This is a genomic window from Kribbella sp. NPDC050470 (assembly GCF_044458365.1).
Lineage (GTDB): Bacteria > Actinomycetota > Actinomycetes > Propionibacteriales > Kribbellaceae > Kribbella.
On sequence record NZ_JBITHV010000001.1, the window covers coordinates 540541 to 564603 of the forward strand.

General features: G+C 69.1%; 32 protein-coding genes. 20 read left to right on the plus strand and 12 right to left on the minus strand.

The window, feature by feature from the left end; all coding sequences use genetic code 11:
- The first annotated feature begins 69 nt into the window (after positions 1–69).
- From ACIBGM_RS02400 to ACIBGM_RS02460, 13 genes are read left to right on the plus strand one after another with little or no spacing between them, the layout of a single operon-like run.
- On the plus strand, positions 70–912 hold the full coding sequence (locus ACIBGM_RS02400; protein WP_360515860.1) for a hypothetical protein: 843 nt from the start codon (positions 70–72) through the stop codon (positions 910–912).
- 5 nt (positions 913–917) lie between these two features.
- On the plus strand, positions 918–2237 hold the full coding sequence (locus tag ACIBGM_RS02405; RefSeq protein ID WP_396384226.1) for an SRPBCC family protein: 1320 nt from the start codon (positions 918–920) through the stop codon (positions 2235–2237).
- Positions 2238–2261: 24 nt separating this feature from the next.
- On the plus strand, positions 2262–2714 hold the full coding sequence (gvpJ, locus tag ACIBGM_RS02410) for a gas vesicle protein GvpJ (RefSeq protein WP_360515866.1): 453 nt from the start codon (positions 2262–2264) through the stop codon (positions 2712–2714).
- Positions 2715–2716: 2 nt separating this feature from the next.
- Entirely contained in the window at positions 2717–3490 is a 774-nt protein-coding gene (locus ACIBGM_RS02415) for a GvpL/GvpF family gas vesicle protein (RefSeq protein ID WP_396384227.1), read from the plus strand.
- Positions 3490–3729 (plus strand): gas vesicle protein GvpG, encoded by a 240-nt coding sequence (locus ACIBGM_RS02420; protein WP_360515872.1) that lies wholly within the window; start codon positions 3490–3492, stop codon positions 3727–3729. The genes ACIBGM_RS02415 and ACIBGM_RS02420 overlap by 1 nt, the downstream gene beginning before the upstream one ends.
- A gap of 5 nt (positions 3730–3734) precedes the next feature.
- Positions 3735–4184, plus strand: a complete 450-nt coding sequence (locus tag ACIBGM_RS02425) for a gas vesicle protein (protein WP_396384228.1) — start codon at positions 3735–3737, stop codon at positions 4182–4184.
- A gap of 10 nt (positions 4185–4194) precedes the next feature.
- Positions 4195–4527: a gas vesicle protein gene (locus ACIBGM_RS02430; RefSeq protein ID WP_360515878.1), complete on the plus strand. Its 333-nt coding sequence runs from the start codon at positions 4195–4197 to the stop codon at positions 4525–4527.
- Positions 4520–5281, plus strand: a complete 762-nt coding sequence (locus ACIBGM_RS02435; RefSeq protein WP_360515881.1) for a GvpL/GvpF family gas vesicle protein — start codon at positions 4520–4522, stop codon at positions 5279–5281. Before ACIBGM_RS02430 ends, ACIBGM_RS02435 begins: the two co-directional genes overlap by 8 nt.
- On the plus strand, positions 5278–5460 hold the full coding sequence (locus tag ACIBGM_RS02440) for a gas vesicle protein (protein ID WP_360515884.1): 183 nt from the start codon (positions 5278–5280) through the stop codon (positions 5458–5460). The genes ACIBGM_RS02435 and ACIBGM_RS02440 overlap by 4 nt, the downstream gene beginning before the upstream one ends.
- Positions 5453–5746, plus strand: coding sequence for a gas vesicle protein K (locus tag ACIBGM_RS02445; protein WP_360515887.1), 294 nt, complete (start codon positions 5453–5455; stop codon positions 5744–5746). The genes ACIBGM_RS02440 and ACIBGM_RS02445 overlap by 8 nt, the downstream gene beginning before the upstream one ends.
- A 12-nt stretch (positions 5747–5758) precedes the next feature.
- Positions 5759–6076, plus strand: a complete 318-nt coding sequence (locus tag ACIBGM_RS02450; protein WP_360515890.1) for a hypothetical protein — start codon at positions 5759–5761, stop codon at positions 6074–6076.
- A 13-nt stretch (positions 6077–6089) separates the two neighbouring features.
- Positions 6090–6473, plus strand: a complete 384-nt coding sequence (locus ACIBGM_RS02455; RefSeq protein WP_360515893.1) for a phage holin family protein — start codon at positions 6090–6092, stop codon at positions 6471–6473.
- A 30-nt stretch (positions 6474–6503) separates the two neighbouring features.
- Positions 6504–6740, plus strand: a complete 237-nt coding sequence (locus ACIBGM_RS02460; protein ID WP_396384229.1) for a hypothetical protein — start codon at positions 6504–6506, stop codon at positions 6738–6740.
- A gap of 10 nt (positions 6741–6750) precedes the next feature.
- Here the strand turns inward: ACIBGM_RS02460 and ACIBGM_RS02465 are convergent, their stop codons facing one another.
- Positions 6751–7650 carry a pseudouridine-5'-phosphate glycosidase gene (locus ACIBGM_RS02465; protein ID WP_396384230.1) on the minus strand — a complete coding sequence of 300 codons (900 nt, stop codon included), beginning with the start codon at positions 7648–7650 and terminating at the stop codon, positions 6751–6753.
- Complete coding sequence (locus tag ACIBGM_RS02470; protein ID WP_396384231.1) at positions 7647–8516, minus strand: carbohydrate kinase family protein; 870 nt, start codon at positions 8514–8516, stop codon at positions 7647–7649. Before ACIBGM_RS02470 ends, ACIBGM_RS02465 begins: the two co-directional genes overlap by 4 nt.
- A 120-nt stretch (positions 8517–8636) precedes the next feature.
- Here ACIBGM_RS02470 and ACIBGM_RS02475 point away from each other — a divergent pair, with 120 nt between their 5' ends.
- Positions 8637–10091: a Gfo/Idh/MocA family oxidoreductase gene (locus ACIBGM_RS02475; protein WP_360515906.1), complete on the plus strand. Its 1455-nt coding sequence runs from the start codon at positions 8637–8639 to the stop codon at positions 10089–10091.
- Between the two features lie 142 nt (positions 10092–10233).
- Positions 10234–11523 (plus strand): serine/threonine-protein kinase, encoded by a 1290-nt coding sequence (locus ACIBGM_RS02480; RefSeq protein ID WP_396384232.1) that lies wholly within the window; start codon positions 10234–10236, stop codon positions 11521–11523.
- Between the two features lie 8 nt (positions 11524–11531).
- Here ACIBGM_RS02480 and ACIBGM_RS02485 read toward each other — a convergent pair whose 3' ends face one another.
- Entirely contained in the window at positions 11532–12176 is a 645-nt protein-coding gene (locus ACIBGM_RS02485; RefSeq protein ID WP_396384233.1) for an HAD family hydrolase, read from the minus strand.
- Positions 12177–12248: 72 nt separating this feature from the next.
- On the opposite strand from ACIBGM_RS02485, the gene ACIBGM_RS02490 reads away from it, so the two are divergent.
- The 3 genes from ACIBGM_RS02490 (at position 12249) to ACIBGM_RS02500 (ending at position 15947) form a co-directional block, all read left to right on the plus strand.
- Entirely contained in the window at positions 12249–13703 is a 1455-nt protein-coding gene (locus ACIBGM_RS02490) for a sulfatase-like hydrolase/transferase (protein ID WP_396384234.1), read from the plus strand.
- 173 nt (positions 13704–13876) lie between these two features.
- Complete coding sequence (locus ACIBGM_RS02495; RefSeq protein WP_396384235.1) at positions 13877–14908, plus strand: hypothetical protein; 1032 nt, start codon at positions 13877–13879, stop codon at positions 14906–14908.
- Positions 14909–14918: 10 nt separating this feature from the next.
- Positions 14919–15947 (plus strand): LacI family DNA-binding transcriptional regulator, encoded by a 1029-nt coding sequence (locus ACIBGM_RS02500; protein ID WP_396384236.1) that lies wholly within the window; start codon positions 14919–14921, stop codon positions 15945–15947.
- On the opposite strand, the gene ACIBGM_RS02505 is transcribed toward ACIBGM_RS02500, so the two are convergent.
- The 5 genes from ACIBGM_RS02505 to ACIBGM_RS02525 all read right to left on the minus strand — a co-directional run bounded on the left by ACIBGM_RS02505 (position 15937) and on the right by ACIBGM_RS02525 (position 19862).
- Positions 15937–16626 (minus strand): GAF and ANTAR domain-containing protein, encoded by a 690-nt coding sequence (locus tag ACIBGM_RS02505; RefSeq protein WP_396384237.1) that lies wholly within the window; start codon positions 16624–16626, stop codon positions 15937–15939. The genes ACIBGM_RS02500 and ACIBGM_RS02505 overlap by 11 nt on opposite strands.
- A gap of 159 nt (positions 16627–16785) precedes the next feature.
- Positions 16786–17526 carry a GAF and ANTAR domain-containing protein gene (locus ACIBGM_RS02510; RefSeq protein ID WP_360515927.1) on the minus strand — a complete coding sequence of 247 codons (741 nt, stop codon included), beginning with the start codon at positions 17524–17526 and terminating at the stop codon, positions 16786–16788.
- A gap of 169 nt (positions 17527–17695) precedes the next feature.
- Entirely contained in the window at positions 17696–18448 is a 753-nt protein-coding gene (locus tag ACIBGM_RS02515) for a GAF and ANTAR domain-containing protein (protein WP_396384238.1), read from the minus strand.
- Positions 18449–18505: 57 nt separating this feature from the next.
- A complete protein-coding gene (locus tag ACIBGM_RS02520; protein ID WP_360515933.1) occupies positions 18506–18832 on the minus strand; it encodes a hypothetical protein in 327 nt (108 codons plus the stop codon).
- Positions 18833–18932: 100 nt separating this feature from the next.
- A complete protein-coding gene (locus ACIBGM_RS02525) occupies positions 18933–19862 on the minus strand; it encodes a hypothetical protein (RefSeq protein ID WP_396384239.1) in 930 nt (309 codons plus the stop codon).
- Between the two features lie 199 nt (positions 19863–20061).
- Between ACIBGM_RS02525 and ACIBGM_RS02530 the strand changes: the two genes are divergently transcribed.
- Positions 20062–20676 carry a hypothetical protein gene (locus ACIBGM_RS02530; RefSeq protein ID WP_396384240.1) on the plus strand — a complete coding sequence of 205 codons (615 nt, stop codon included), beginning with the start codon at positions 20062–20064 and terminating at the stop codon, positions 20674–20676.
- 19 nt (positions 20677–20695) lie between these two features.
- Here the strand turns inward: ACIBGM_RS02530 and ACIBGM_RS02535 are convergent, their stop codons facing one another.
- Positions 20696–21190: a hypothetical protein gene (locus ACIBGM_RS02535; protein WP_360515942.1), complete on the minus strand. Its 495-nt coding sequence runs from the start codon at positions 21188–21190 to the stop codon at positions 20696–20698.
- A 331-nt stretch (positions 21191–21521) separates the two neighbouring features.
- Here ACIBGM_RS02535 and ACIBGM_RS02540 point away from each other — a divergent pair, with 331 nt between their 5' ends.
- A complete protein-coding gene (locus tag ACIBGM_RS02540) occupies positions 21522–21917 on the plus strand; it encodes a BTAD domain-containing putative transcriptional regulator (protein ID WP_360516048.1) in 396 nt (131 codons plus the stop codon).
- On the opposite strand, the gene ACIBGM_RS02545 is transcribed toward ACIBGM_RS02540, so the two are convergent.
- The 3 genes from ACIBGM_RS02545 to ACIBGM_RS02555 all read right to left on the minus strand — a co-directional run bounded on the left by ACIBGM_RS02545 (position 21847) and on the right by ACIBGM_RS02555 (position 24057).
- Complete coding sequence (locus ACIBGM_RS02545) at positions 21847–22011, minus strand: hypothetical protein (RefSeq protein ID WP_360516054.1); 165 nt, start codon at positions 22009–22011, stop codon at positions 21847–21849. The genes ACIBGM_RS02540 and ACIBGM_RS02545 overlap by 71 nt on opposite strands.
- A gap of 400 nt (positions 22012–22411) precedes the next feature.
- The gene (locus ACIBGM_RS02550; protein WP_396384241.1) at positions 22412–23173 is read right to left on the minus strand and encodes an ABC transporter permease; all 762 of its coding nucleotides are present in this window, start codon (positions 23171–23173) and stop codon (positions 22412–22414) included.
- Between the two features lie 5 nt (positions 23174–23178).
- Positions 23179–24057 carry an ABC transporter ATP-binding protein gene (locus ACIBGM_RS02555; protein ID WP_360515948.1) on the minus strand — a complete coding sequence of 293 codons (879 nt, stop codon included), beginning with the start codon at positions 24055–24057 and terminating at the stop codon, positions 23179–23181.
- Positions 24058–24063 lie beyond the last annotated feature (6 nt).

A 24063-nucleotide genomic window follows, 5' to 3' on the forward strand; every position in this document is an offset into this window, starting at 1 on the left:
CAACATTCGTTGCCTAGAGCCACTTGGAGAACCTCCGAGGCGGCACCACCACTGTTGTAGGGAGAATCCATGAATACCAGCGCCAAGGTGGCGGCTGCCGTCGCGAGCGGTTACCTGCTCGGCCGCACCAAGAAGCTGAAGCTGGCGATCACCGTCGGTGGACTGCTGGCCGGCAAGCGCATCGCAACGGATCCACGCGCCATCGTGCAGCAACTGGCGACGGTGGTGGAGCAGAACCCCGAGCTGTCGAAGCTTTCGGACCAGGTCCGCGGCCGGCTCGTGACAGCAGGCCGGGAGGCCGCGGTCGCAGCGGCCAGCAACCGGTTGAACCGGGTCAGCGACTCGATCCGGGACCGGACCGATCGGATGCTGTCCCTCGGCAGTGGCCAGGACAAGCAGGACGAACAGGACGAGGCCGAGGAAGAGGAGCGTCCGCGGCGCCGCAGAAGGCCCAGCGGCAGCAGGCCGAGCGGTAGGCCGAGCAGCGGCACAAGGCCGAGTGGCCGTGGCCCCAGCAGGCGCCGGAGCGAGAGCAGTTCCGAGTCGGACGACAGCGAGTCCGCCGAGCGGTCGTCGGCTGACGAACGCAGTGGCTCGTCGAACGGGAGCTCCGGACGCTCGCGTCGTGCCGCCAAGAAGACCGCCGCCAAGGCGGCGAGCAGCAACTCGACCTCGAGCTCGAACGACAGCTCGAGTTCGGGCGGCGCGCGGAAGGCCACGGCCAAGAAGACGGCGGCCAAGAAGACGGCGGCCAAGAAGACCGCGCCGGCCAAGAAGTCGGCACCGCCGCGGAAGGCCGCGGCGAAGAAGACGGCCGCGAAGAAGACCGCGGCCAAGAAGACCGCGCCGGCCAAGAAGGCCGCCGCGAAGAAGACCGCTGCCAAGAAGACCGCGGCGAGGAAGCGCGGGTGACCGAGATGGCGGAACGATCGCGGACCGAGGAGCACAACGGCTTCAAGTCCATCCTCGACGAGCTTCCGGTCGACCGGTTGAAGGGTGAGCTGCAGGACGCGCTGTCGGTGTACGCCGAGCGCGCGACCGACGCCGCCTCGGACAAGATCTCCGACCTGACCGAGCGGCTGGTCGACGTCGCGGCGCACGGCGGCGTGACCGGCAAGGCGCTCGCCGAGGGCGGCAAGGCCGCGGCCACCGGCGGGTCACCGTTGATGGGCGTACTGAAGGGTGGGGTCATGGGAGCCAAGGACAAGGCGGTCGAAGCCCTGAGCGGCGGTTCCGGTGGTTCGGGTGGCAAGAAGAACGCCACCAAGGCGACCACCATCATCGAGTCCGTCGACGTCGGCGTGCCGATCGAGGTCGCCTACAACCAGTGGACGCAGTTCCAGGACTTCTCCGGCTTCATGAAGAAGGTCGAGCGGGTCGAGCAGAAGTCCGAGGAGAAGCTGGACTTCAAGGCGAAGATCCTGTGGTCGCACCGGACCTGGCAGGCGAGCATCCTCGAGCAGGTGCCGGACGACAAGATCGTCTGGCGCTCGAAGGGCGAGAAGGGGCACGTCGACGGCAGCGTCACGTTCCACAAGCTCGCGGACAACCTGACTCGGGTGATCGTGGTGCTCGAGTACTACCCGCAGGGGCTGTTCGAGAAGGTCGGCAACATCTGGCGGGCCCAGGGCCGCCGTACCCGGGTGGAGCTGAAGCACTACCAGCGGCACGTGATGACGCGGGTCATCCTCAAGCCGGACGAGGTCGAAGGCTGGCGCGGCGAGATCCACAACGGCCGGGTCGAGCGCGGCCCGGACGAGGAAGAGCCGGCCGACGAGTACGAGGACGAGGAGTACGAGGACGAGGGCGAGGAGGAGCAGCCCGAGGACGAGTACGAAGAGGACGAGGAAGAGCCCGCGGACGAGTACGAGGACGAGGAGTACGAGGACGAGGGCGAGGAGGAGCAGCCCGAGGACGAGTACGAAGAGGACGAGGAAGAGCCGGCCGAGGAGTACGAGGACGAGGGCGAGGAGGAGCAGCCCGAGGACGAGTACGAAGAGGACGAGGAAGAGCCCGCGGACGAGTACGAGGACGAGGACGAGGAAGAGCCGGCCGACGACGAGCCCGCCGACGAGTACGAGGACGACGAGTACGAGGACGACGAGTACGAGGACGAAGAGTACGACGAGGGCGACGAGGACCAGCCCGAGGACGAGTACGACGAGGACGAGTACGAGGACGAGGACGAAGAGTACGAGGAAGAGCCCGACGAGCGGCCGCGGCGCCGCGCCAGCTGAGTCAGTCGACTGGAAGGTAGACCCATGACCATCGCGGCCACAGGCCCACGCCGATCCGGCGGCTATCTGGAGCGGCCCGCACCGAGCAGTCTCGCGGACGTCATCGACAGCATCCTCGACAAGGGGCTCGTGATCGATGCCTACGTCCGGGTCTCGCTGGTCGGCATCGAACTGCTGACCATCGACGCGCGGATCGTGGTGGCGAGTGTCGACACCTACCTGCGCTTCGCCGAGGCCACGAACCGGCTCGACCTGTACGAGAAGGGCAAGGACCTCCCGGACGTCATCGAGGAGATGACCGAGAGCGGTGCTGCGGGGAAGTCCCGGGGCCTGCTGACCGGGGCCAAGGAGGCCCTGCTCGGCCGGGACGAGGACCGCGGTGACGAGGACGAGGAAGAGCCCGAGTACGAGGAAGCCCGTCCGCGCCGCCGGCCGGCCAAGAAGGCCGCGGCTCGCCGCCGGAGGAATGAGGAGTGACGGTGACCACGCCGACCACGCCGGGCGACGTCGGCCTCGGGTGCTACCTGTACGGCATCGTGGCCGCGGACCTGGTCGTGCCGGCGGACCTGAAGGGTGTCGGCGACCAGGCCGTCACCCTGATTCCGTACGGCGAGGTCGCCGCGGTGACCAGTCCGCTGGACACCGAGTACACGCTGGCCGGACGGGCGGACCTGCTGGCCCACAGCCGCGTGCTGGACACGGTCGCGGTCTTGGGGCCGGTGATCCCGGTCCGGTTCGGTTCGCTGCTGCAGAACCAGGACGCGATCCGGGCCGATCTGCTCGAACCCGACCACGATAGGTTCCGGTCGATGCTCGGCGATCTCGCCGGGCACGCGCAGTTCACGATCCGGGCCCGGTACGACGAGCAGCAGATCCTCACCGAGGTCGTCGCGGAGAACCCCGAGATCGCCCGGCTCCGGGCCGCGACCCGCGACCAGCCGGGCGATGCGGCGTACGGCGAACGGGTCCGGCTCGGTGAGTTGGTCGCCCGGGCGCTGGAGGCCAAGAGCGCCGAGGACGGCCGGGCGCTGCTGACCGAGCTCGAGCGACTTGTTGCCGCAATCAACGTTCGGGAGAGCGCCGGGCTGGACCGGCTGCTCGACGCCGCGCTGCTGGTCGCGGACGACCGGCGCGACGAGTTCGAGCAGGCGGTGGAGAAGCTCGCCGAGGCGTACGCCGGGCGCGCCCAGCTCCGGCTGGTCGGGCCGACTGCGCCGTACGACTTCGTCGACGCGGAGGACGGATGGGCCTGATGATGAGCCTTCTGACGCTGCCGCTGGCCCCCGTGCGCGCGACGGTGGCTTTGGCCGAGCAGATCCGGCGGCAGGCCGAGAGCGAGTACTACGATCCGGCGCGGATTCGCCGGCAGCTCGAGCAGATCGACGCACTCCGGGAGAGCGGTGACCTCGATCCGGACGACGCCGCCGCGATGGAGGACGAACTGCTCGCCCGGCTGCTGGCCGCCGACGACCGCCGGCGAGGGGAGGCCTGATCACGATGGCCACACCACGGAAATCCACCCCGGCAAAGAAGACAGCGGCGAAGAAGGCACCGGCGAAGAAGGCGGCGCCGGCCAAGCAGGCTGCGCCGGCGAAGAAGACTGCGGCCAAGCGCAGCACACCGGCCAAGCGCAGTACGACGGCGAAGCGCAGCAGCACCCGCGCCGCGCAGGACGGACAGCACAAGCCGGAGCCGAAGCCGCTGCGCACGATCGCCGTGTCCGCCGCCCGCGAACTGTCCCAGCTGATCGGCCAGGTCCCGGAAGGGATCGTCGGTGTCGAGAAGAGCGAGCACGGCTGGCGCGTCCTGGTCGAGGTGGTCGAGTCGCACCGGATCCCGGAGACGACCGACATCCTCGCCGTCTACGAGGTCGAGGTGGACAACGACGGCGCCGTGACCGGATACCGCCGGATGGACCGCTACGTCCGCGGGCGGATCCAGGAGTGAGGGAGACCCGATGACCGAGCCGACGATCTCGCCGCGCCGGCCACCGATGGACCGGTACGGCTTCGCCTCCAGCCAGCCGCGGCCGGAAGGCCTCGCCGACATCCTCGAACGCGTGCTGGACAAGGGCATCATCATCGCCGGCGACATCCGGGTGAACCTGCTCGACATCGAGCTGCTGACGGTCAAGATCCGGCTGCTCGTGGTGTCGGTGGACAAGGCGATGGAGATGGGCATCGACTGGTGGACCCGCGACCCGATGCTGTCCGGCGACGCGCAGGAGCTGGCCGACGAGAACCGCAGGCTCCGGGAGCGGGTCGAGGAGCTGGAGAGCGGACGTGACTGACACCGGCACGTACGTCTACGCGGTCGGCCGGCACCTGGACGAGGAGGTGCTCGCCGGGCTCGAGGGCGTTGCCGGCGCACCGGTCCGGACGATTGCGCATCGCGATCTGATCGCCGTCGTGAGCACTGTCGAGCTCGACGAGTTCGGCGAGTCCGCGCTGCGGCAGAACCTCGAGAGCCTCGCCTGGGTGGAGCAGACGGCGCGGCGGCACGACGAGATCGTCCGCCGGGCGGCCGCGATCACGAGCGCGCTAGCGCCGTTCCGGCTGGTCACCATCTACCGGTCCGACGACGCGGCGCGGGACCGGATCGAGGAGTTGTACGACGATCTCGTGCTGGCGCTGGACCGGATCGACCGGCGCAGCGAATGGAGCGTGAAGGTCTTCGCCCGGCCCCGGTCGATGCCCACGGCACCCGTCGAGGCGCCGGCCTCGGGAGTCGCCTACCTGGAGCGCCGCCGCGCGGAGATCCGTGGCCGGCAGGAGGCCGCAGTGGATCAGCAGGCGCTGGCCGACCAGCTGTTCTGGGATCTGGTGCCGGCTGCTGCGGCGACCCGGCGGCTCCCGTTGCAGGACCCACGGCTCACCGGCCGCAGCGACACCATGGCGCTCAACGCGACATTCCTGGTCGACGACGACCGCAGTACCGACTTCTTCGAGCTGGTCAACGCGCTGCGGTCCAAGTACCCGTCCTTCGACCTCGAGGTGAACGGACCCTGGCCGCCGTACTCGTTCGCCGTGCTGGAGAAGCCATGACGGTCGAGACGGCGGTACGGACCGAGCCCAGCCTGGTGGACCTGCTGGACCGGCTGCTGGGAAAGGGCGTCGTCATCTCCGGCAACGTCGTGATCTCGCTTGCCGAGGTCGATTTGGTGCGGATCCAGCTGTCCGCCGTCATCCAGTCAGTGCGCGAGGAGTTGAGCCCGGATGACTGAGCCGATACTGCCGTTGACCGAGCGGATCGAGGCCAATGCCGACACCGTCGAGCGCGAGCTGCTGAAGCTGGTGCTGACGATCGTCGAGTTGGTCCGGCAGCTGATGGAGCGCCAGGCGATCCGCCGGATGGACCAGGGCGACCTCAGCCCGATTCAGGTCGAGGAGCTGGGGCTGGGCCTGATGCGACTCGACGAGGCGATGACCGCGCTGCGCGAGCAGTTCGGTCTGAGCGCGGCCGACCTGAACATCGATCTCGGCCCGCTCGGTGCGCTCCTCCCGGAATAGGTGGTGGTGATGATGAGAGTTCTTCGAGGGCTGGGCGCCGCGGTCGTGTGGCTGCTCGCGACGGTCGTGATGATCCTGGCCGCGGTGCTGTGCGTGACGCTGGTGCTGCTGCCGCTGGGGATCCCGCTGATGGCACTCGGGCTCCGGCTGTACGGGTACGGCGTACAGCTGATGGTCCCGCGGGCGCCGGAGGTCAAGCGCGGGGTGCGCAAGCGCCTCGGCCTGCGCACCCACGGCTCGGTGGCCGGCGACGTCAAGCGGGCCCGCAAGCGCGGCAAGAAGTCCGGCCGCAAGATGAAGAAGAAGCTGGCCGGCGCGTTCCACAGCTGAACGGAGGGCGATCATGAAGCTGGTGATGAGACTGGTCGTGAACGCGGTCGCTCTCGCCGTCGCCGCCTGGCTGCTCGCCGACATCACGATCAGCGGGGCGAGCACGACCCGCAGGGTCATCACGCTGATCGTGGTGGCGGCGCTCTTCGGCCTGGTCAACGCGTTCGTCAAGCCGCTGGCGACCCTGCTGTCGCTGCCGTTCATCGTGCTGACGCTCGGCCTGCTGATCTTCGTCATCAACGCGCTGATGCTGCTGCTGACGTCCTGGATCAGCGGCCTCCTCGACATCCCGTTCGAGGTGGACGGCTTCGGCACCGCGCTGATCGGCGCGCTGATCATCACGGTGGTCAGCTGGCTGATGAACGTCCTGCTCCCGGACAAGCTCGAAACCAACTGACGCGGGGCTCTTTCGAAGGAGTGACCAAGGATGAGCATGGACAGCCGAACGCTGGGTGAGAAGGCCGGCGACAAGCTCGAGGAAGGCCTCGGACAGGTGAAGGAGCGCGCCACCAAGGCGGGGATCCACGCCCGGAACGCGGCCCGCGCCCGGACCGGCCACGGCCCGACCAAGGACCAGCTCTACGCCGACGCCAAGCGGCTCGGCATCAAGGGCCGTTCCAAGATGACCAAGTCCGAGCTCGAAAAGGCAGTCCGCCAGGCCTGACGACTTCGCGTCACCTGGCGAGCTCGACCGCGACTCGGGCGGCGAGGTCGGCGTTGTTGCGGGCCAGGGCGAGGTTGGCGGGGACGCTCTGGCCGTCGGTCTCCTTCTCGATCCGCCCGAGCACGTACGGCGTGACAGCGGGGCCGGTGATGCCGGCCTCGCTGCTCGCGTCGAGGGCAGCGGTGAGTACGGCGTCGATCCGGGCTGCCGGGATCTCGTCGGCGACCGGTATCGGGACGGTCAGCAGCACCCCGGTGTTCGGCCGGGTGCGGAAGCGCAGCACGTCGCAGACGACCTGCTCGTCCTCGACGCGGTGTGGAACCGGCAGTCCGCTCGACCGCGTGTAGAAGGCCGGGAACCAGTCGTGCTGCCAGCCCAGCACCGGCACACCGATGGTCTCCAGGTACTCCAGGGTGCGCGGCAGGTCGAGGAAGGCCTTCGCACCGGCGCAGACCGTGATCACCGGGTGGTTGCCGATGGCATCGAGATCGGCGGAGACGTCGCCGGTGATCTCGGACCCGCGGTGCACGCCGCCGATCCCGCCGGTGGCGAACACCGAGATGCCGGCCGCGTGGGCAAGCGCGACCGTCGCCGAGACCGTGGTGACGCCGACGTCCCAGCCCTGCGCCTGGGCCACGGCCAGATCGCGCTCGGCGACCTTGCGGGTGCCCTGCAGGACGCGCTTCTCCTCGTCCGCGGTGAGGCCGGCATGGGGACGGCCGTCGAGGATCGCGGTCACAGCCGGGGTCGCGCCGTGGGCGAGGATCGCCTGCTTGCAGATCTCGAGCGCCTCGGCGTTGAACGGGACCGGCAGCCCGAGGGTCGAGAAGATGGTCGACTCCAGCGCGACGACGGCACGGCCCTCGGCCAGCGCCCGGGCCACGTCGTCGGACAGGATGATGTCGGTCAAGACTGCTCCTCATGCATCGGTGGGGTCAGGGTGGCGCCAGGTTCGGTGAGTACCCGGCTGGCGAGTCGGTGGCCGGCCTCGACTGCTTCGACGACGTCGGCGTGCTCGAGAACAGCTGACAGGAAACCCGCCGCGAAGGCGTCGCCGGCTCCGGTGGTGTCGCGGACGTCGTCGACCGGTGGCACCTGGACGGTCGTGAAACTGTTGCCATCGGCATGGATCTCGGTCGGGTGCGTGCCGTTCTTGACGACGACCGTCGTACCGGGGAGGTCGCGCAGGCAGCCGGCGTCGGCCTCGACGCCGTTCGCGAACACGTACGTCGGCCGGAGGCTGCCGAGCAGGTCGCGGAAGGCTCGCGGGCCGACCGCGTCGATGAGAGCGACCGAGGCGGCGTCGACGGTGAGGATCGCGCCCTCGCGGTGCGCGATGTCCGCTGCCTGCCGGAGGACCGGCCAGGACGGGCCGACGACGGAGTAGGCCGAGAGGTGGACCGCTGCCGCGCCGGAGATCCACCCGTCCGGTACGTCGCTCAACTCGGCGGCAGCCGCCCGGTCCGGGAACAACGTGCGCTCGCCGCGGTCGTCGACGAGGATGACGATGGTCCCGGTGCGGCCGTGCCGCTGCACCTTGGCGTCGACGCCGGCCTGGGTGAGCTCGCGCACCAGCGCCTCGCCGGCGGCGTCGTCCCCGACCCGTCCGACGAACCGAACCGCCGTACCGAGGCTGCTCGCGAAGACCGCGACGTTCGACGCCGCCCCGCCGCGCGTCCGCCGGACCCGCGCCGGGTTGTCCGTGCCGAACCGGAGTCCGCCGTCGGACCAGACGACGACGTCTTCGACCAGGTCGCCGATGCACACGAGAGTCACGGCAGCACTCTACGAGTCATCCGACCGGCGCCACGCCCTTGTCAGCGGAATCACAGTGATCAATACTGCTCGCTACAACAAGCAACGAGACAAGTTCAGTCACGCCTACCGTCCAAGGAAGTGATCGTTGTGTCGTCTCCGAGCCGTTACACCCCTTCGCGCCGGGATCTGCTGAGATCCGGCGCCGCAGTCGGCGCCGGCGCCGGAATCAGCGCCGCCGTCGGCGAGACCGCGCACGCCGGTGCAGTCGCGGAACCGGCGCGCGACCAGTACGAGAAGCCGATGGTCGACGTACCGTTCGAAGGCTTCGAGAACGTCCGGGTCGGGCTGATCGGCCTGGGCAACCGCGGCGGCGGCCAGGACGTGCGCTTCGGCGCCGTGTCCACCGTCACCGCCGTCTGCGACATCCGCCCCGCCCAGGTCGAGCGCACCATCGGCCGGATCATGGCCCAGGGTTTCCAGGACACCCCGCCGGCCGGCTACTCGAACGGCGACGAGGACTACCTCAACCTGGTCAAGCGCGACGACATCGACCTGGTGTACATCGCGACCCCGTGGGAGTGGCACTACCCGCAGGCCAAGGCCGCGATGGAGCACGGCAAACACGTCGCCATCGAGCTGCCGATCTCGCCGCATCTGCACGAGATCTGGGACCTGGTGCGGACGTCCGAACGCACCCGGAAGCACTGCATGCTGCTGGAAAACGTGAACTACTTCCGGCCCGAGCTGCAGCTGTTCAACATGGTGAAGGCCGGCCTGTTCGGCGACGTGCAGCACGGGTCCGGCGGTTACATCCACGACCTGCGCTGGCCGTACCTGTTCGGGGGTGCGTACTACCCGGAGTACTGGCGCCGCCGCTGGCAGACCCGGATGAACGCGCTGCACTACCCGATGCACGGCCTCGGACCGGTCTCGGCCGCGATGGGGATCAACCGCGGCGACCGCTTCGACGAGCTGGTCGCGGTGGCCACACCGCCGAAGGCGCTGGCGCTGTTCCGATCCGAGGACTCGCGGGTCGGGCCGGACCACTCGTCCTGGGACGACGCGCCGTACATCTCTGGTGACCGGCACACCGCGTTCGTCACCACGACGTCCGGGCGGTTCATCCGGGTCGAGCACGACGTCAACTCGCCGCATCCGTACACGCGGGAGACGACGCTGACCGGGACCCGCGGGTCCATCGAGCTCGACAACGCCCGGGTGTACCTGGAGTCGCTCGGCCACAACAACCACAGCTGGCGGACCGGGAGCGCGTACAGCAGCATCCTGACCCAGCACGACCACTGGCTGTGGCCCGCGCTGGAACGACTGGCCGAGCAGTACGGCGGCCACGGCGGCGGCGACTTCGTGTCGATCTTCCGCCTGGTCCAGCTGATGCGGCTCGGGATGACGCCGGACATCGACGTCTACGACTCGGCGGCGTGGTGCTCGGTGATCCCGCTCAGCCACGAGTCGATGAAGACCAAGCACCTGCGGCCGGTGAAGGTCCCGGACTTCACCCGCGGCTACTGGAAACAGGCCCGTCCGACCTTCGACCGGGCCCGGCCCGACGACCCGTGGCTCGAGGAGCGCTGACCTGAACGATCAGTGAGTACGGCGCTACGCCCTGCTGGCCGGCCGTCGGGAAATGTGAGTTGTTTCCTGACGGCCGGTAACATTGCCTGCTTCCGAGACGGGGACAGGTTGGTGTGCGGTTGCGGTGGGTACGGGTGTCTGAATGCTGGTAGCGAAGCGGTACCGACTAGGCCCGTCCATCGGCCGAGGCGGGATGGGCGAGGTGTTCCGCGCCACCGACGAACAGCTCGGACGTCCGGTCGCGGTGAAGTTGCTGCTGCCCACCGACCGTGACCCGCGCTCGGCGGAGCGGTTCCATCGCGAGGCCCGCGCCGCCGCGCGGCTGAACGACCCGCACGTGGTGTCCGTGTACGACTTCGGCAACCACGACGACGGGTTCTTCCTGGTGATGGAGCTGGTCGAGGGCGGGACCGTCGGCGACGAGCTCACCGAGCACGGGCCGCTGGCGAAGGACCGGGCGATCGACCTGATCGAGCAGGCCGCCGCCGGTCTGGCCGCCGCGCATCGCGAAGACGTCGTGCACCGGGACGTGAAGCCGGGCAACCTGCTGCTCACGGCCGACGGCATCGTCAAGGTCGCCGACTTCGGGATCGCGCACCTGCCGGGGGAGGGAACCACCACCCTGACCGAGGTCGGCGCGATCATCGGCAGCACGCTCTACCTCGCGCCGGAGCGCGCGATGGGTCGTCAGGCCGGGATGGCGGCGGACGTCTACGCGCTGGGGTGTGTGCTCTACCAGCTGGTCACCGGCCAGCCGCCGTTTACCGCGGAACACCCGACCGCGATCCTCTACCAGCACGTCGACGCGACCCCGGAGCCGCCGAGCCGGACCCGCCCCGAGCTCGCCGGGCCGTTCGAGGCTCTGCTCCTCCGGATGCTCGCCAAGGATCCCGCCGTGCGTCCGACCGCCGCCGAGATCGCGGGCGGCGCCTTGCGTGCCGAGCCGGTCGCAGTCACGCAACCACTGACGCCGCTGTCACAGCGGAAGACACTGCTGGCCGGCGCCATCGCCGTACTCGCGACGACTGCCGCGGTCATGGCCGCTGTGCTGATGAACGGCGACGAGCCCAGCACTCCTCCCACGACGGACGTCGGCCCCCAACCCAGCGTCACCTCCAACCCGCCGACCACAGCGCCGACCGGAACCAGCTCCGAGACCACCACCGAACGGACCGAGCCCGGCACCACAACACGCACCACCCCGACGACCTCGCCCTCGCCGTCGCAGACCCCGTCTCAGCAGCCGAGCCCAACCCCGTCACCCACACCGACCCCGTCGGCCTCGCCAACTCCCACCCGAACCACCACCACGTCACCCACACCCACCGAGGAGCCGTCCTCGACCGCTCCCTCGAGCACCCCACCACCTGAGTCCCCGTCGGGCACCCCGGCGACCAGCTCCCCGTCACCCGGCGCCCAAGGCAACGACTAGCTCCGCGGTCAGGCGTCGAGGAGTCGGAGGGCTTCCTGGATGGAGGCGGTGACCGGGGCTCCGGTCGCTTCGAGTGCTGGGCGGGTCATTGCGCCGGTGGTGACCAGGATGCAGTGGGTGCCGGCGGTCTGGGCGGCGGTGGCGTCGTCGACGACATCGCCGATCAGTACGACGTTCGCCGGGTCGAGGGACTGTGCTTCGAGGTGCAGGCGCAGACTGTCGGCCTTGGAGCCGCCGCCGACGTCGCCGGGCAGTCCGTCGACGCGGGTGAAGTACTCGGTGAGTCCGTAGCCCTCGATGGTCGGCACGAGCCGGGCGTGGAACCACATCGACAGCAGGGACTGGGTCCGCCCGGTCTCGGCCCAGCGACGCAGCTCGGTCGGGACGCCGGACGCGAGCGCGCACGTGTGCAACAGAGCGTCGTACCGGTCGTGGTAGAGCTTGTCGACGCGTGCCCACTCCTCCTCGTCGAGCAGCCGCTGCAGGACCTGCTCGTAGGAGACCCGCATCGGCCGCGCGTACACCGACTGCCAGTCCGCCCAGGTCAAGCCGGCCGCTCCGAAGTCGGCGCACACCGCATTCACCGAGGCCAGTACGGCGTCGTTGTCGTTCAGCAGCGTCCCGTTCCAGTCCCACACGACATGTGAAATCACCGGCCAAGCTTAAGTCACATGAGATTTACAGCGCTGTAGACAGCAGCTTTACAGCGCTGTAAAGTCGCCCGCATGCCACGCCGCCCCAACATCTTGTTGTTGATGACCGACCAGCATCGGGCCGGGTTCACCGCCGGGTCCGGGTTCGGGCTGGACACCATGCCGTGCCTGGACGGGATCGCTGCCGCGGGTGCGACCTTCGACCGTGGGTACACGAGCTACCCGGCCTGCGTGCCCGCGAGGACCAGCCTGTTGACCGGCCGATTCCCCACCGCGCACCGGGTGCGGCAGAACAGTACGGCGCAGCACGCGTACTACTCCGACGATCTACTCGACGTGCTCCGCGGCGCCGGCTACTCACTCCATTTCGCCGGGAAGCCGCACATGCATCGCGGACCCGCTGACTTCGACACCTTCCACGGCCCGTTCATGCACGACCGCGGTCCGGCTGCCTTGGCCACCGAGACCGCGTTCGACGAGTGGCTCCATGGTCTCGACCACGGGGTGTCTGCCGACCCGACGCCGTACCCGCTCGAGGCGCAGTTGCCGCACCGGATCGTGTCGGGCGCGCTCGACGCGATCGGCACGACGTCCGAACAGGATCCGTTCTTCCTGTGGGTGTCGTTTCCCGAGCCGCACAACCCGTACCAGGTGCCGGAGCCGTACTTCAGTCTGTTCGCCGAAGCCGACGTACCCGATCGGCTGGCCGGACCGGAGGCGATCCCCGACCTCGGTTGGCGCTACCGCTGGCTGCACGAGCTCACCACCGCGAAGAGACCTGGGTACGACGATGCCTGGCGAAGGTACCGGGCCAACTACCTCGGTATGTTGCGGCTGATCGACGACCAGATCGCCCGGCTGCTCGTTGGTCTCGGTGATCGCCTCGACGACACCCTCGTGGTGTTCGTCAGTGACCACGGCGACTACGTGGGCGAGTACGGCCTGCAGCGCAAGGGTGCCGGGATGTCCGACGCGCTGATGCGGATCCCGTTCGTGATCAGCGGACCGGGCGTCGAGGCGGGGCATCGCCAGGAGCTGGTGTCGCTGGTGGACCTGCTGCCGACGGTGTGCGAGGTGATCGGCGCCGACCTGCCGGACGGTGTGCAGGGCCGGAGCCTCGCGCCGTTGCTCGCCGGCGAGACCGGACCCGAGGCCGAGTTCGGCAGCCTGTACGCCGAGCTCGGGTACGGCGGTGTGTCGTACGACGAGGACGACCGCCCGGACCTGCATTTCCCGTACGACGGCTCGACGTACGACGAGCTGAACAGCGTCACCCAGAGCGGTGGCGAACGCATGCTGGTCAGCGGCCACAACAAGCTGATCGTGGACGACCGCGGCCACCGAAGGCTGTTCGACCTGCGCGCCGATCCGGCCGAGCTGGTCGACCTGTCCGACGACCCCGCCCACCATGACGTGCTGCACGCGCTCGAAGCCACCTTGCTGCGCTGGCTCATCCGCGTCGCCGACGACCTGCCGGCCGGGGTCTACACACCAAAGACCACCAAGCACAACTGGCCCTGGGCCTGACCCGCGCGGCGCAACGTACCCCGGGAGGCGCACGATGGCAGGAATCACTCGACGGAGCTTGCTCGGGCTCGGGGCGGCGGCTGCGACCGCCGTCGCGCTCGCTGTACTACTCGCTCACCGACTACAGCCTGCTCGCGCCGCCGGTCTGGGAGGGTCTGGCGAACTACCAACGGATGCTGTCCGACGACCGGTACCAGCAGTCGCTGGTGGTGACCTTCGCCTACGTGTTGCTGTCGGTGCCGCTGGAGATGGTGTTCGCTCTCGCGGTCGCCGTCGTACTCAACCAAGGACTGAAGGCGGTCGCGTTCTACCGGGCCGTGTACTACGTGCCGAGCCTGCTCGGTGGGAGTGCCGCGATCGCGAAGGCCGCCGAGGTGGACGGAGCCGGCCGGGTCCGGCGGTTCCTGCACGTCACGCTGCCGCTGCTGTCGCCGATCGTGTTCTTCAACCTGGTACTGCAGATCATCGGCGCGTTCCAGGCGTTCACGCCGGCGTTCATCGTGTCCGGCGGCAGCGGCGGTCAGCAGCTCGCTGGAGCCGAACGACCAGATCTTCGGCTCGGGGTCGTTGCTGCCGCACTCGCCGAGCCTGGCGAACTACCGCGACGGCTGGACCGGGCCGGGGTCGCCGTTCAGCGTGTACCTGCTGAACTCGCTGCTGATCTGCGGTCTCACCATCGTCGGCAACGTGCTGTCCTGCTCGCTGGCGGCGTACGCGTTCGCCCGGATGTCGTTCGTCGGCCGGCGGGTGCTGTTCGGGTGATGCTGGGCACGATCATGCTGCCGCAGCACGTGACGCTGGTCGCGCAGTACTCGATCTTCCGTGACCTCGACTGGGTGGACACCTACCTGCCGCTGGTGGTGCCGAAGTTCCTCGGCACCGAGGCGTTCTTCATCTTCTTGATGGTGCAGTTCCAGATCTACCTGCGGATCGTGCTGCCGCTGCTGCGGCCGGCCCTGGTGACCACGGCGATCTTCTCGTTCATCTGGAGCTACAACGACTTCTTCACCGCGCTGATCTACGTGTCCGACCCGCCCAAACTGACGGTGCCGTTGGCGTTGCGGACGTTCCTGGACGCGTCCGGTCAGTCGGAGTGGAGGCAGATGTTCGCGATGAGCATCGTCACGATGGTGCCGGTGCTGGCGGCGTTCGTGTTCTTCCAGCGCCGGATCGTCGAAGGGCTCGCCACCTCGGGGCTGAAGTAGTCTGGCGACCGTGACCAGCAGACCGCGGTTGGCCGACGTGGCCGCTCGGGCCGGTGTCTCGATGAAGACCGTCTCGAACGTGATCAACGACTTCCAGCACGTGTCACCGCAGATGCGGGCCCGGGTCCAGGCCGCGATCGAGGAGATCGGCTACCGGCCGAACCTGTCCGCGCGCAACCTCGCCCTCGGCCGGGCCGGGATGATCGCGCTGGTCGTTCCACAACTGGACATGCCGTACTTCGCCGCGCTGGCCGGCCAGGTGCTGGAAGCTGCAGCGCGCAGCAACTGGGTGGTGCTGATCCAGCAGAGCGGCGGTGATCCGGCCGTCGAGCGGGACGCCCTGGCCGGGCACTTCCCGCAGCGGATGGACGGGCTGATCCTCAGCTCCCAGCGGATCGGCCCGGCCGAACTGCGCGACCGCACCGACCAGACGCCACTCGTGATGCTGGGGGAGCGGAACTACCAGGGCATGGTCCAGCACGTCGCGATCGACAACGTGGCGGCTGCGCGGACCGCCGTACAGCACCTGATCGACCTCGGGCGGGAGCGGATCGCGCTGATCGGCTCGAGTCCCACCGACCGGCGGCATCCACGGCTCCGCGGCTACCGGCAGGCGTTGCGGGCGGCCGGGCTGCCCGAGCGGGACGACTGGATCAAGCCGATCCGGAGCAACCTCGGTGAGGAGGGTGAGCGGCAGATGGCCGAGCTCCTCGCCGAGAACCCCGAGAACCCACCGGACGCCGTCTTCTGCGTGACCGACTGGGTCGCGCTCGGCGTTATCCGCGCCCTTCAGACCCACGGCCTGCGCGTGCCCGACGACGTCGCCGTCGTCGGTTTCGACGACATTCCGTACGGCCGCGCCGCCACCCCGACCCTGACCACGATCTCTCCGGACCGCACTGCCATAGCCACGATGGCGGTCGCTTCTCTCGAAGACCAGATGGCGGCCTTGGCAGCCGGCACGCCGTACCAGTTCTCCGAGCAGCAAGCGGCCTACCAGTTGATCGTCCGGGAAAGCACAGCCGGTCTCAGTCGATGAGGTCCTTGAAGCTGATGCGGCGGTGCACTACCTGGGCGGCCACCGCGGCCAGGGGTTGGTCGGCGGCGTAGGCGCGGGCGCGGAGGATGGCCAGGGCGTCGGCGTGGCTGAGGTCGGCCTGGACGATGACCATGCCGGTCGCCTGGTTCACGGTGGTGCGGTCGTCGCCCAGGTCGCCTGCTGCAACGAGTGCCTCGGCCGGTGCGCGGAGCAGTACGGCGCCGATGGCGTCGACGAGGACCTGTGCGGTAGCGGGGGACTCGGTCGGCTCGCGGTCGGCTGCAACGTACATGCTGATCGCGCCCCAGGGCGGTCCATCGGGGCGCATCGGGAACGAGAGCGTGGTGAGGCGGCCGACCGCTTCGAAAGCAGCAGCGCTGAAGACGGGCCAGCGGCGATCGTCCGCGAGGGTGAGCCTGATCGGCTCGTTGAGCCGGTAGGCGTCGCGGCAGGGGCCCTCGCCGGTGACTTCCTGAAGGTCCTCGAGACGCGCGGCCACAGCGTCGGTTGCGCAGAGCACGGTACGGCGGGGAGAGGTGTTCTCGATGGTGATCGCGACACCGTCGACGCCGAGGAACTCCTGACAGGCCTGGGCCATCCGCAGTGCAAGACCTTCCGGCTCCGAGTTGGCCGCCGCGAGCGCGGTCAGCCGCGCTACGAGCACCACATCGTCTGTCACGCCAGACCGGTGCCCCTGGCCAAACCGTTGCTCTCGGCGACGACGGTTTGACGGGGGACACCGGAGTTGGGGAAGGGCCTCCGTCGCGCGCGAGATCGAGGTCCCCAGGTCCCGGTCGTTCAGATCAGCAGCGGCCGGGACCGCTCATGAGCAGCGCTGTCAGCCGGCCGCGTGCAGGTCGGTGGGCGCAGACGGCTTGGGTCTGGTGAAACGACGGCCGGCGACGACTTGTTCGGCGACCTGCTGGAGCTTGAGGTCGTTCTCCTCGGCGTAGCGGCGCAGTACGGCGAACGCGCGATCGCTGTCCAGGTCGTGACGCTCCATCAGGATGCCCATCGCCTGACCGACCAGCTTGCGGGCGTCGACCTTGGTGGTCATCACCTCGCGCCGCTGGGCGGTGGCCACGGCGATCGCGGCATGCCGGGCGAGCACGTGCGCGATGGCCAGGTCGTCGTCGCTGAATCCGTTGCACGCCTGCTTGAACAGGCTGAGTGCGCCGAGCGTGGTCGTTCCGGTCGTGAGGGCCAGGTGTACGACGCTGCCGACACCGGCAGCGACCGCAGCCCGGCTCCACGCCGGCCACCGGGTCTCCTCGGCCGCATTGGGGATGTAGAGCACGACGCCGTACTGGATCGCGGCGATCATCGGGCCGTCGCCGTGCCCGATCTGCAGGGCGTAGAGGTCGCGCGGTACGTCGCTACTCACCGTGCCGATCGTGATCACGCCGCCGGCGTCCTGGAGTGCGATCCCGGCGTGGTCGCAGTCGACCGCGGGAATCGCGTAGCGGACCACTGCGTCAGCGGTCTCCGTCGTGGTTGTTGAGTCGTGCAGCTGCATCGCCAGCTCGGCGAAGGCGTAAGCCTGCCGGTGGACGCGCGCAGTGCCGATGGACTGTGTCATCGGGGCCTCGGTTCAGATCGCGTGTACCGGCCAGCCGATGCCCGCGTCGAGCTACCCCGCCGCGTCTTGACAGGATCAACCCACCCTACCCCGCCCCACCCCGAAACACACGAGGTAGCCGCCGAGGTCGACGACGACCCCGCTCATACCGCCCGTGGTACCCGGGGAGTCAGTGGGGTAAGCGGCGGTTGTCGATGAGTTGCTGGGCGACGTCGCGGAGCTTGGTGTTGGTGTCTTGGGAGTAGCGCTTGAGGATGGCGAACGCGCGGTCGCCGTCGACGCCGTACCGCTCCATCAGGATGCCCATCGCCTGGCCGACCAGCTTGCGGGCGTCGACTGCCTTGGCGAGGGTCGCCTCGCTGCGGGCGGTCGCGAGGGCGACCGAGGCGTGCCGGGCCAGGATGTGGGCGATCGCTTCGTCGTCGGGGGTGAACGCGGCGGGCTCGGTGCTGTAGAGGCCGAGGACGCCGACGACACCGGCCCCGGTGGTCAGCGGTACGTCGAGGACGCTGCGGACACCGAGTGACAGCACCTTGGTCGCCCAGTCCGGCCAGCGCGGGTCGGTCGCCACGTCCTGGATCAGCAGCGTGCTGTGGTCGCGCATCGACTCCACCAACGGTCCGTAGCCGCCGGCCATCTGCCAGTCGAAGATCTGCGCGACCATCGGGTCGGTGGCCGCCGGAACCTCGGGTTTGCCGTGCACCGCGAGGGCGACACCGGCGTGCGAGCAGTTCAGCGCCTGCAACGCGAACGTCACCACCGCGTCGACGGTCTCCTCGACGCCTTCGGAGTCGTGCAACTCCACCGCCAGGCGCGCGAAGACGTCCGCCGCACTGCTCTCGACCGGATCCAGTGCACGCACAACGGGCTCGTCGGCGCCTCCCGCGCCGTTCACAGCCGGCTGCTCCCCAGCAGGTTCCATGGCACCCATCATGCCCCAGAGACGGTGACGGCCCCGGGTGCGACTGACGGTACTTCGTCAACTACTGGTTCTGCGGGCCGGTAGCTCACGAGTGTCGACAAGCTCGCGGATCAGCAGGGGCTGGGCCTTCCGGATGACGGTGATGAGCGGTCCGGCGGCGGCGTCGATCTGCAGCTGGTACAGCTCGGCCAGCCTCGGATCGGTCAGCGCCATGATCTCCGGGCGCTGCTTGGCGGCGACCAGCACGACCGACGCGTAGTCACAGCCGACCGCCTGCAGCGCGAACTGCACCACCGCATCGGCGGTCTCCTCCAGACCCTCGATGTCGTACAACTCGACAGCCAGCCGGCCGAACGCCTCCGCTGTCCAACGATTCTCGACCACACGCGCCACCTCAGCGGGAGCCTGAGATCATCATCCACTCGGAACTGAAAGCGGACGCGGCGGCCGGAAGCCGGCCGCCGCGTTGTGGGGTTGGTGGGGGTCAGTCGCCGAGCAGGGTGTCGTACTTGGGCGCCCAGCGGAAGTACTGCGGGTCGGAGAAGGTCATGGGGACCTTGCCGAGACCCTTGATGACGGTGTTGCGGCCGTTGGCGTGGCCGACGGCGTACAGGTAGCCGGACTTGGTGTCGCGGTCGATGCCGAGCAGCAGGGTGCCGTTCACGCCGCACTTGGTGGCGATCAGCTGCTCGAAGCCCTGCCAGGTGGCGTCGCGGACCGCGGTGCCCTTCGGGACGCCCAGGTAGCGGGTGGGCCACCGGACCGTCAGCAGCCCGCCGGCGCGGGTGTTGGCGAGGAAGGTCTCGTAGGTGTCGGTGCGGCTGATCAGCGTCATCGACTTCACCGTGCTGAGTCCACCGGCACCGCCGCTGAGGCGCCAACGGGTGCCGTCGGCGATCCACCGCAGCACGGTTCCGTCGGTCTTCTGGCCGTAGAGCGTCGTACGGCTCGGCGAGCCGGCGTCGGCCGGGCGGTGGACGGACTGCTCGACCCAACGGTAGTTGGACCAGCCGCCCCCGATCCGGAGGTTGTTCTTCGGGTAGTGCGGGTCGATCTGGCTCTGGCCGTCGACGACGTACGAGCTGGAGTGCAGGGCGCCGCCGAGCACGGTCAGCCCGGACCGCGACTCGCCGCTCAGCAGCGGCGTGCCGACGAACGTGGTGGTGTGCTGGACCTGGCCCGGCGTGAACACGTTCGCCGTGCCCCGGACCCCGCCGATGGTGATCGGCGCGGTCGCGTTGATCATCCGGCTGGTGTGCGCCCCGTTCGCGGTCACCGAGCCGAGCCGCAGCGCGCAGGCCGCGGAGGTTGCCGACGTGTCCGCCGGCTGGGCCTGGGCCTGGGCCCCGGCCGCGAGGCCCAGCCCGAGCGCGAGCACGCCGGCCGATGCCAGACCCACAGTCTTACGAACCATCTGAGTACTTCCTCCCCTTGGTCGAAGGCTCCCCGGCCTCCGTCACGGGATTGGATTACGGAATCCTCCGAAAAGTTCGGCGGCGGTTTGCGGCGTGCCTCATCCGGAGGGGATGAGGCGGGTGATGCGGCGCCGGACCGACGATCTGGGTGCGGCGGGGGCGGCGGCCGGCGCCGTCCGCGGATGGGGGGAGCGAGCCGTGTATCGATCTGATCGGGGCCGGTTCCTCTGGTGGTGGTGTCTGTGCCTGGCCACCCTGACCGGACTGCTCTGCATGATTGCCAAGTGGGGCCCGGCGGGAGCGTTCGTCTGCGTGCTGCTGGCTGCACTGTCGGCGGTCGTCGTCGCCTCGGCCGTCTGGTCGGGGAACGACAGCCGGCAGGGGGTGAAGGGGATCGGCCGCGCGATGCTCGCGTCGATGGTGCTCGGACCAGCTGCGATCGGTCTGATCGGGGCGTTCGGCTTCGGCGGCGTGCTGATCGTGCTGACGCTCACGGTGACGGCGCCCGCTCTCGTCGAGCTCGTGCGGGCACGATGGTTCACCGCGAAGGATCCGGCTCCGCAGGACCTGCCGGAGGTCGGGTTCCTCAGCGACGAGGAGCTGTGTCTCGCCTGGCGCCGGAGCTTCCTGCTGCTGGAAGCGGCGCGGTCGGCTCAGGCGCGCCTCACCGTCGTCGAGGAACGGCAGCGGTACCTCGACGAGCTGTACCGGCGATCGCCGGACGGTGTCGCGGCCTGGCTCGCCGCCGGTGCGCTCGCCTCCGGCAATCCGCTGCCCTACGTCGGCGACGACGACGACCGCCGTACCGACTGAGTTCCGACTGAGTGCAGCCTCAGACGACCGGCGGCACCTGCCGCTCCTCGGCGGCCGTGAGCTGGGCCCCTTCGACGCCTTCCATGCCGCTCCACGGCGCGTCGCCGACACCACCCAGACGGTCTCGTACGTCGGACCAGCGCGCGGTCAGCGAGTACAGCACGATGACGTCGAGCGTGATCATCATGACGGCCCAGACGGGATAGGCGTCGAACCACGCGATCTGGATCACCGCATGCAGGCTGACGAGCACGATCGCGGCGATCCTGCCCCACGTCGTCGCGGTCAGCACGCCGCCGCCCGCGACCGCGAGCAGGATGCCGGAGATGATCAGCGTCCAGCCCCAGGCGGTCACGTCCAGGACGATGAGCTTCTCCGGGGTCAGCACCAGTTCCTCGTCGGCGACCAGGGCGACGAATCCCTGGAAGACATTGACCAGACCGATCACCATGAGCATCGCGCCGGCGAACGCGACGAATCCGGCGAGCACGATCCCACGCCTTTCAGCAGCCATCTCAGCCATCCCCTCTCCGGGCCGCGACAGATCCGCAGCGAGTCGCACCTGGATGCTGCGCTGGTCACCCGCCCGGCGCCTCACCCTGCGTGGATGAGCCGTCGGATCGGTCGGATGGACCTTGGGCTTACCGGGCGTGTCCGGTTGCTGAGTGTGAGGTTTCCGATACGTAGGTGAACCCCTGAGCGGATAACATTCCGGTCAAGGACGCGTCGATGCCGGGAGTGGTCGGGGGAGTCGGGGGGAGAACCTGTGCGGTTCTTTGTGCCAGAACGCGACGTACCGGCTCTTTCTCGAGCCTGGTGAGCTCGACGCGGAGACGTTCGAGTCGATGCTCGACGAGGCCGGCGCGTTGACACGAGCCGGGCACCACGATCGCGCCGCCGCGACCATCCGGGAAGCGCCGGGGTTGTGGGAGGGACCGGCGTACGTCGGTCTCGACCACATCCCGGTGTTGCGAGCCGAGGCGGAACGGCTGACCGAACGCCGGCTGGTCGCCTTCGAGGACCTGTGCGCCGCGGAAGTCGCGGCCGATGGCTGCGCCGCCGCGCGAGTTGTTCGGCTGGCTCGCCGAGAAGCCCGTGAAGCCGCGCACGGTCGCCGAGGCGCGCAAGAACGGCTTCGGTACGGCGATCCCCGCGCAACCGGAACAGATCCTACGCACCGACCAGGCGTACTACGCCGCCGTCGACCGCTGCGAGACCGCTGCGCGCGAGGAGCTCGGTGACCCGGCCGAGGTCGGCCACGTCCGGGACCGCTACATGGAACTCGGCAACCGCCTCGGTTACGAGTACGTCGTACGCGTGAAAGCCATCCTGCAAGAGGAAAGCGACAGCCTGGTCTCCTGCCTCGGCACCAAAGCCACCCGCTCCCCAACGGCGCCCGGTACGACGCCACCAAGAACGTCACCCAGTTCGGCATTCGCCTCGGCACCAACACCGAACCGGCCGCCAAGCCCCTCCAAACCCTCCCCGGCGGCGCCAAACTCCGCCCGGCGATCCCCGCCCGCCCCTACCGACCAACCCCGCAAGAGTCAGCCTTCGCAGCCGCCTTTGCCGAGTGCGGCACTACGACAGGCCTCTTCGCCCACCTCGACGCCCGCCTCCCAACCCTCCAACGCGAAACCATCGCCCCCACACCACCGAACTGACCGACCTCAACCCCAAACTCACCGCCATGGCCGCCCGCGCCGACGCCGTACTCAAGTCACGCTGACTTTCGTCAGGTGGTGCGGGGCTCCCAGCGGAAGGTGGTGGTGGCGACGATGGTTGCCGCGACACCCCAAGCCGCGACGACGGCGAGGTCGGCCGGCTCGAACCCGGCGCCGGTGGTGGACGGGTCGAAGACGGTCAGGAAGGCGTCGTACAGCCGCTGCACCGGGAAGACCTCCGCGACGTCGCGGACGCCCTCGGGGATGAGCTCCTGGGGGATGAAGATCCCGGAGATGAAGTACAGCGGGAGCGTGATCGCGTTCGTGATCGGCACCGCCGCGTCCTGCGACGGGATGGCTGACGAGACGGCGAAGGCCAGGGCGGAGAACGTGAAGGTGCCGACCAGGAGCGCGACCAGGCCGGCCGCGATGGTGGTCGTCGGTACGGCGACGCCGTACACGAACCGTCCGATCGCCACGAGGACGACGACGAGCAGGGTCGCGGCGGCCGCGGACGTGACGATGCGACCGGCCATGAACGTCCACGTCGGCAGGGGAGTGGTGCGCAGGCGCTTGAGCAGGCCGCGTTCCCGGGAGGCGGTGAGCGAGACGGCCAGGTTCGTGAAGGTCGCCTGGATCAGGCCCAGCGTGACGATTCCCGGCAGGTAGTAGGTGGAGCCGCGGACCAGCTGTCCGTCGGCGAGCTCCATCCGCTGGTTGCCGAACACGCTGACGAAGATGACCAGGAACATGATCGGCAGCACGAACGCGAAGAAGATCGTGGTCGGGCTGCGCCAGAACGCCTTCCAGTCATAGCGGAACTGGTGTGCCACCACCGTCATGATGCGGCCGTCAGCTCGAGGTAGACGTCTTCGAGGCTGGGGCGCCGGACCTGCAGTTCGGCGAGGTCCACACTGCTCTCGATCGCCCACTCGGTCAGTGCGTGGACGAGGTGCAGCGGTTCGTGCGAGTGGATCTCGACACGGCCGTCGGTCACCGCGACCGGCTCGAACCGGGCCGGCAGCGCGATGCTGTCGGCGAGCCGGAAGGTGATCCGGGTGGCCTGCCCGGCGACGAGTTCCACCGGTGAGCCCTCGGCCTTGATCCGGCCGTCGACGAGGATCGCGACCCGGTCCGCGAGCGCCTGCGCCTCGTCGAGGTAGTGCGTCGTGAGCAGCACCGTCTTGCCGGCGTCCCGCAGTGCGGCGATGATCTGCCACGCCGACCGCCGCGCCGCTGGATCGAACCCCGTCGTGGGCTCGTCGAGGAACAGCAGCTCAGGATCACCGACCAGCGCAATACCCAGATCGAGCCGCCGCTGCTGGCCGCCGGACAACTGTCCGGCACGTACGTCGCCCTGCGCTTCCAGACCGACAAGCCGTACGACGTCCTCGACCGGAAGCGACCGCGGGTAGTACCCCGCGAACTGCCGGAGTGACTCGCGAACGGTCAACGCTGGCTCGACCTGCCAGGTCTGCAGCATCACCCCGATCCGCGCACGCCATTCGCGATCCGCCCGCGCCGGATCGGCCCCGAGGACCTCGACCCGGCCCGCGGTCGGATCCCGGTAGCCCTCGAGAATCTCGACCGTCGTCGTCTTACCCGCGCCGTTCGGGCCGAGGAACGCGAAGATCTCCCCGGCCCGAACCTCCAGGTCGACACCCCGCACGGCTTCGTGGCGCCCGTAGGACTTCCGAAGCCCCTCGACGGTGATCACGGCCGC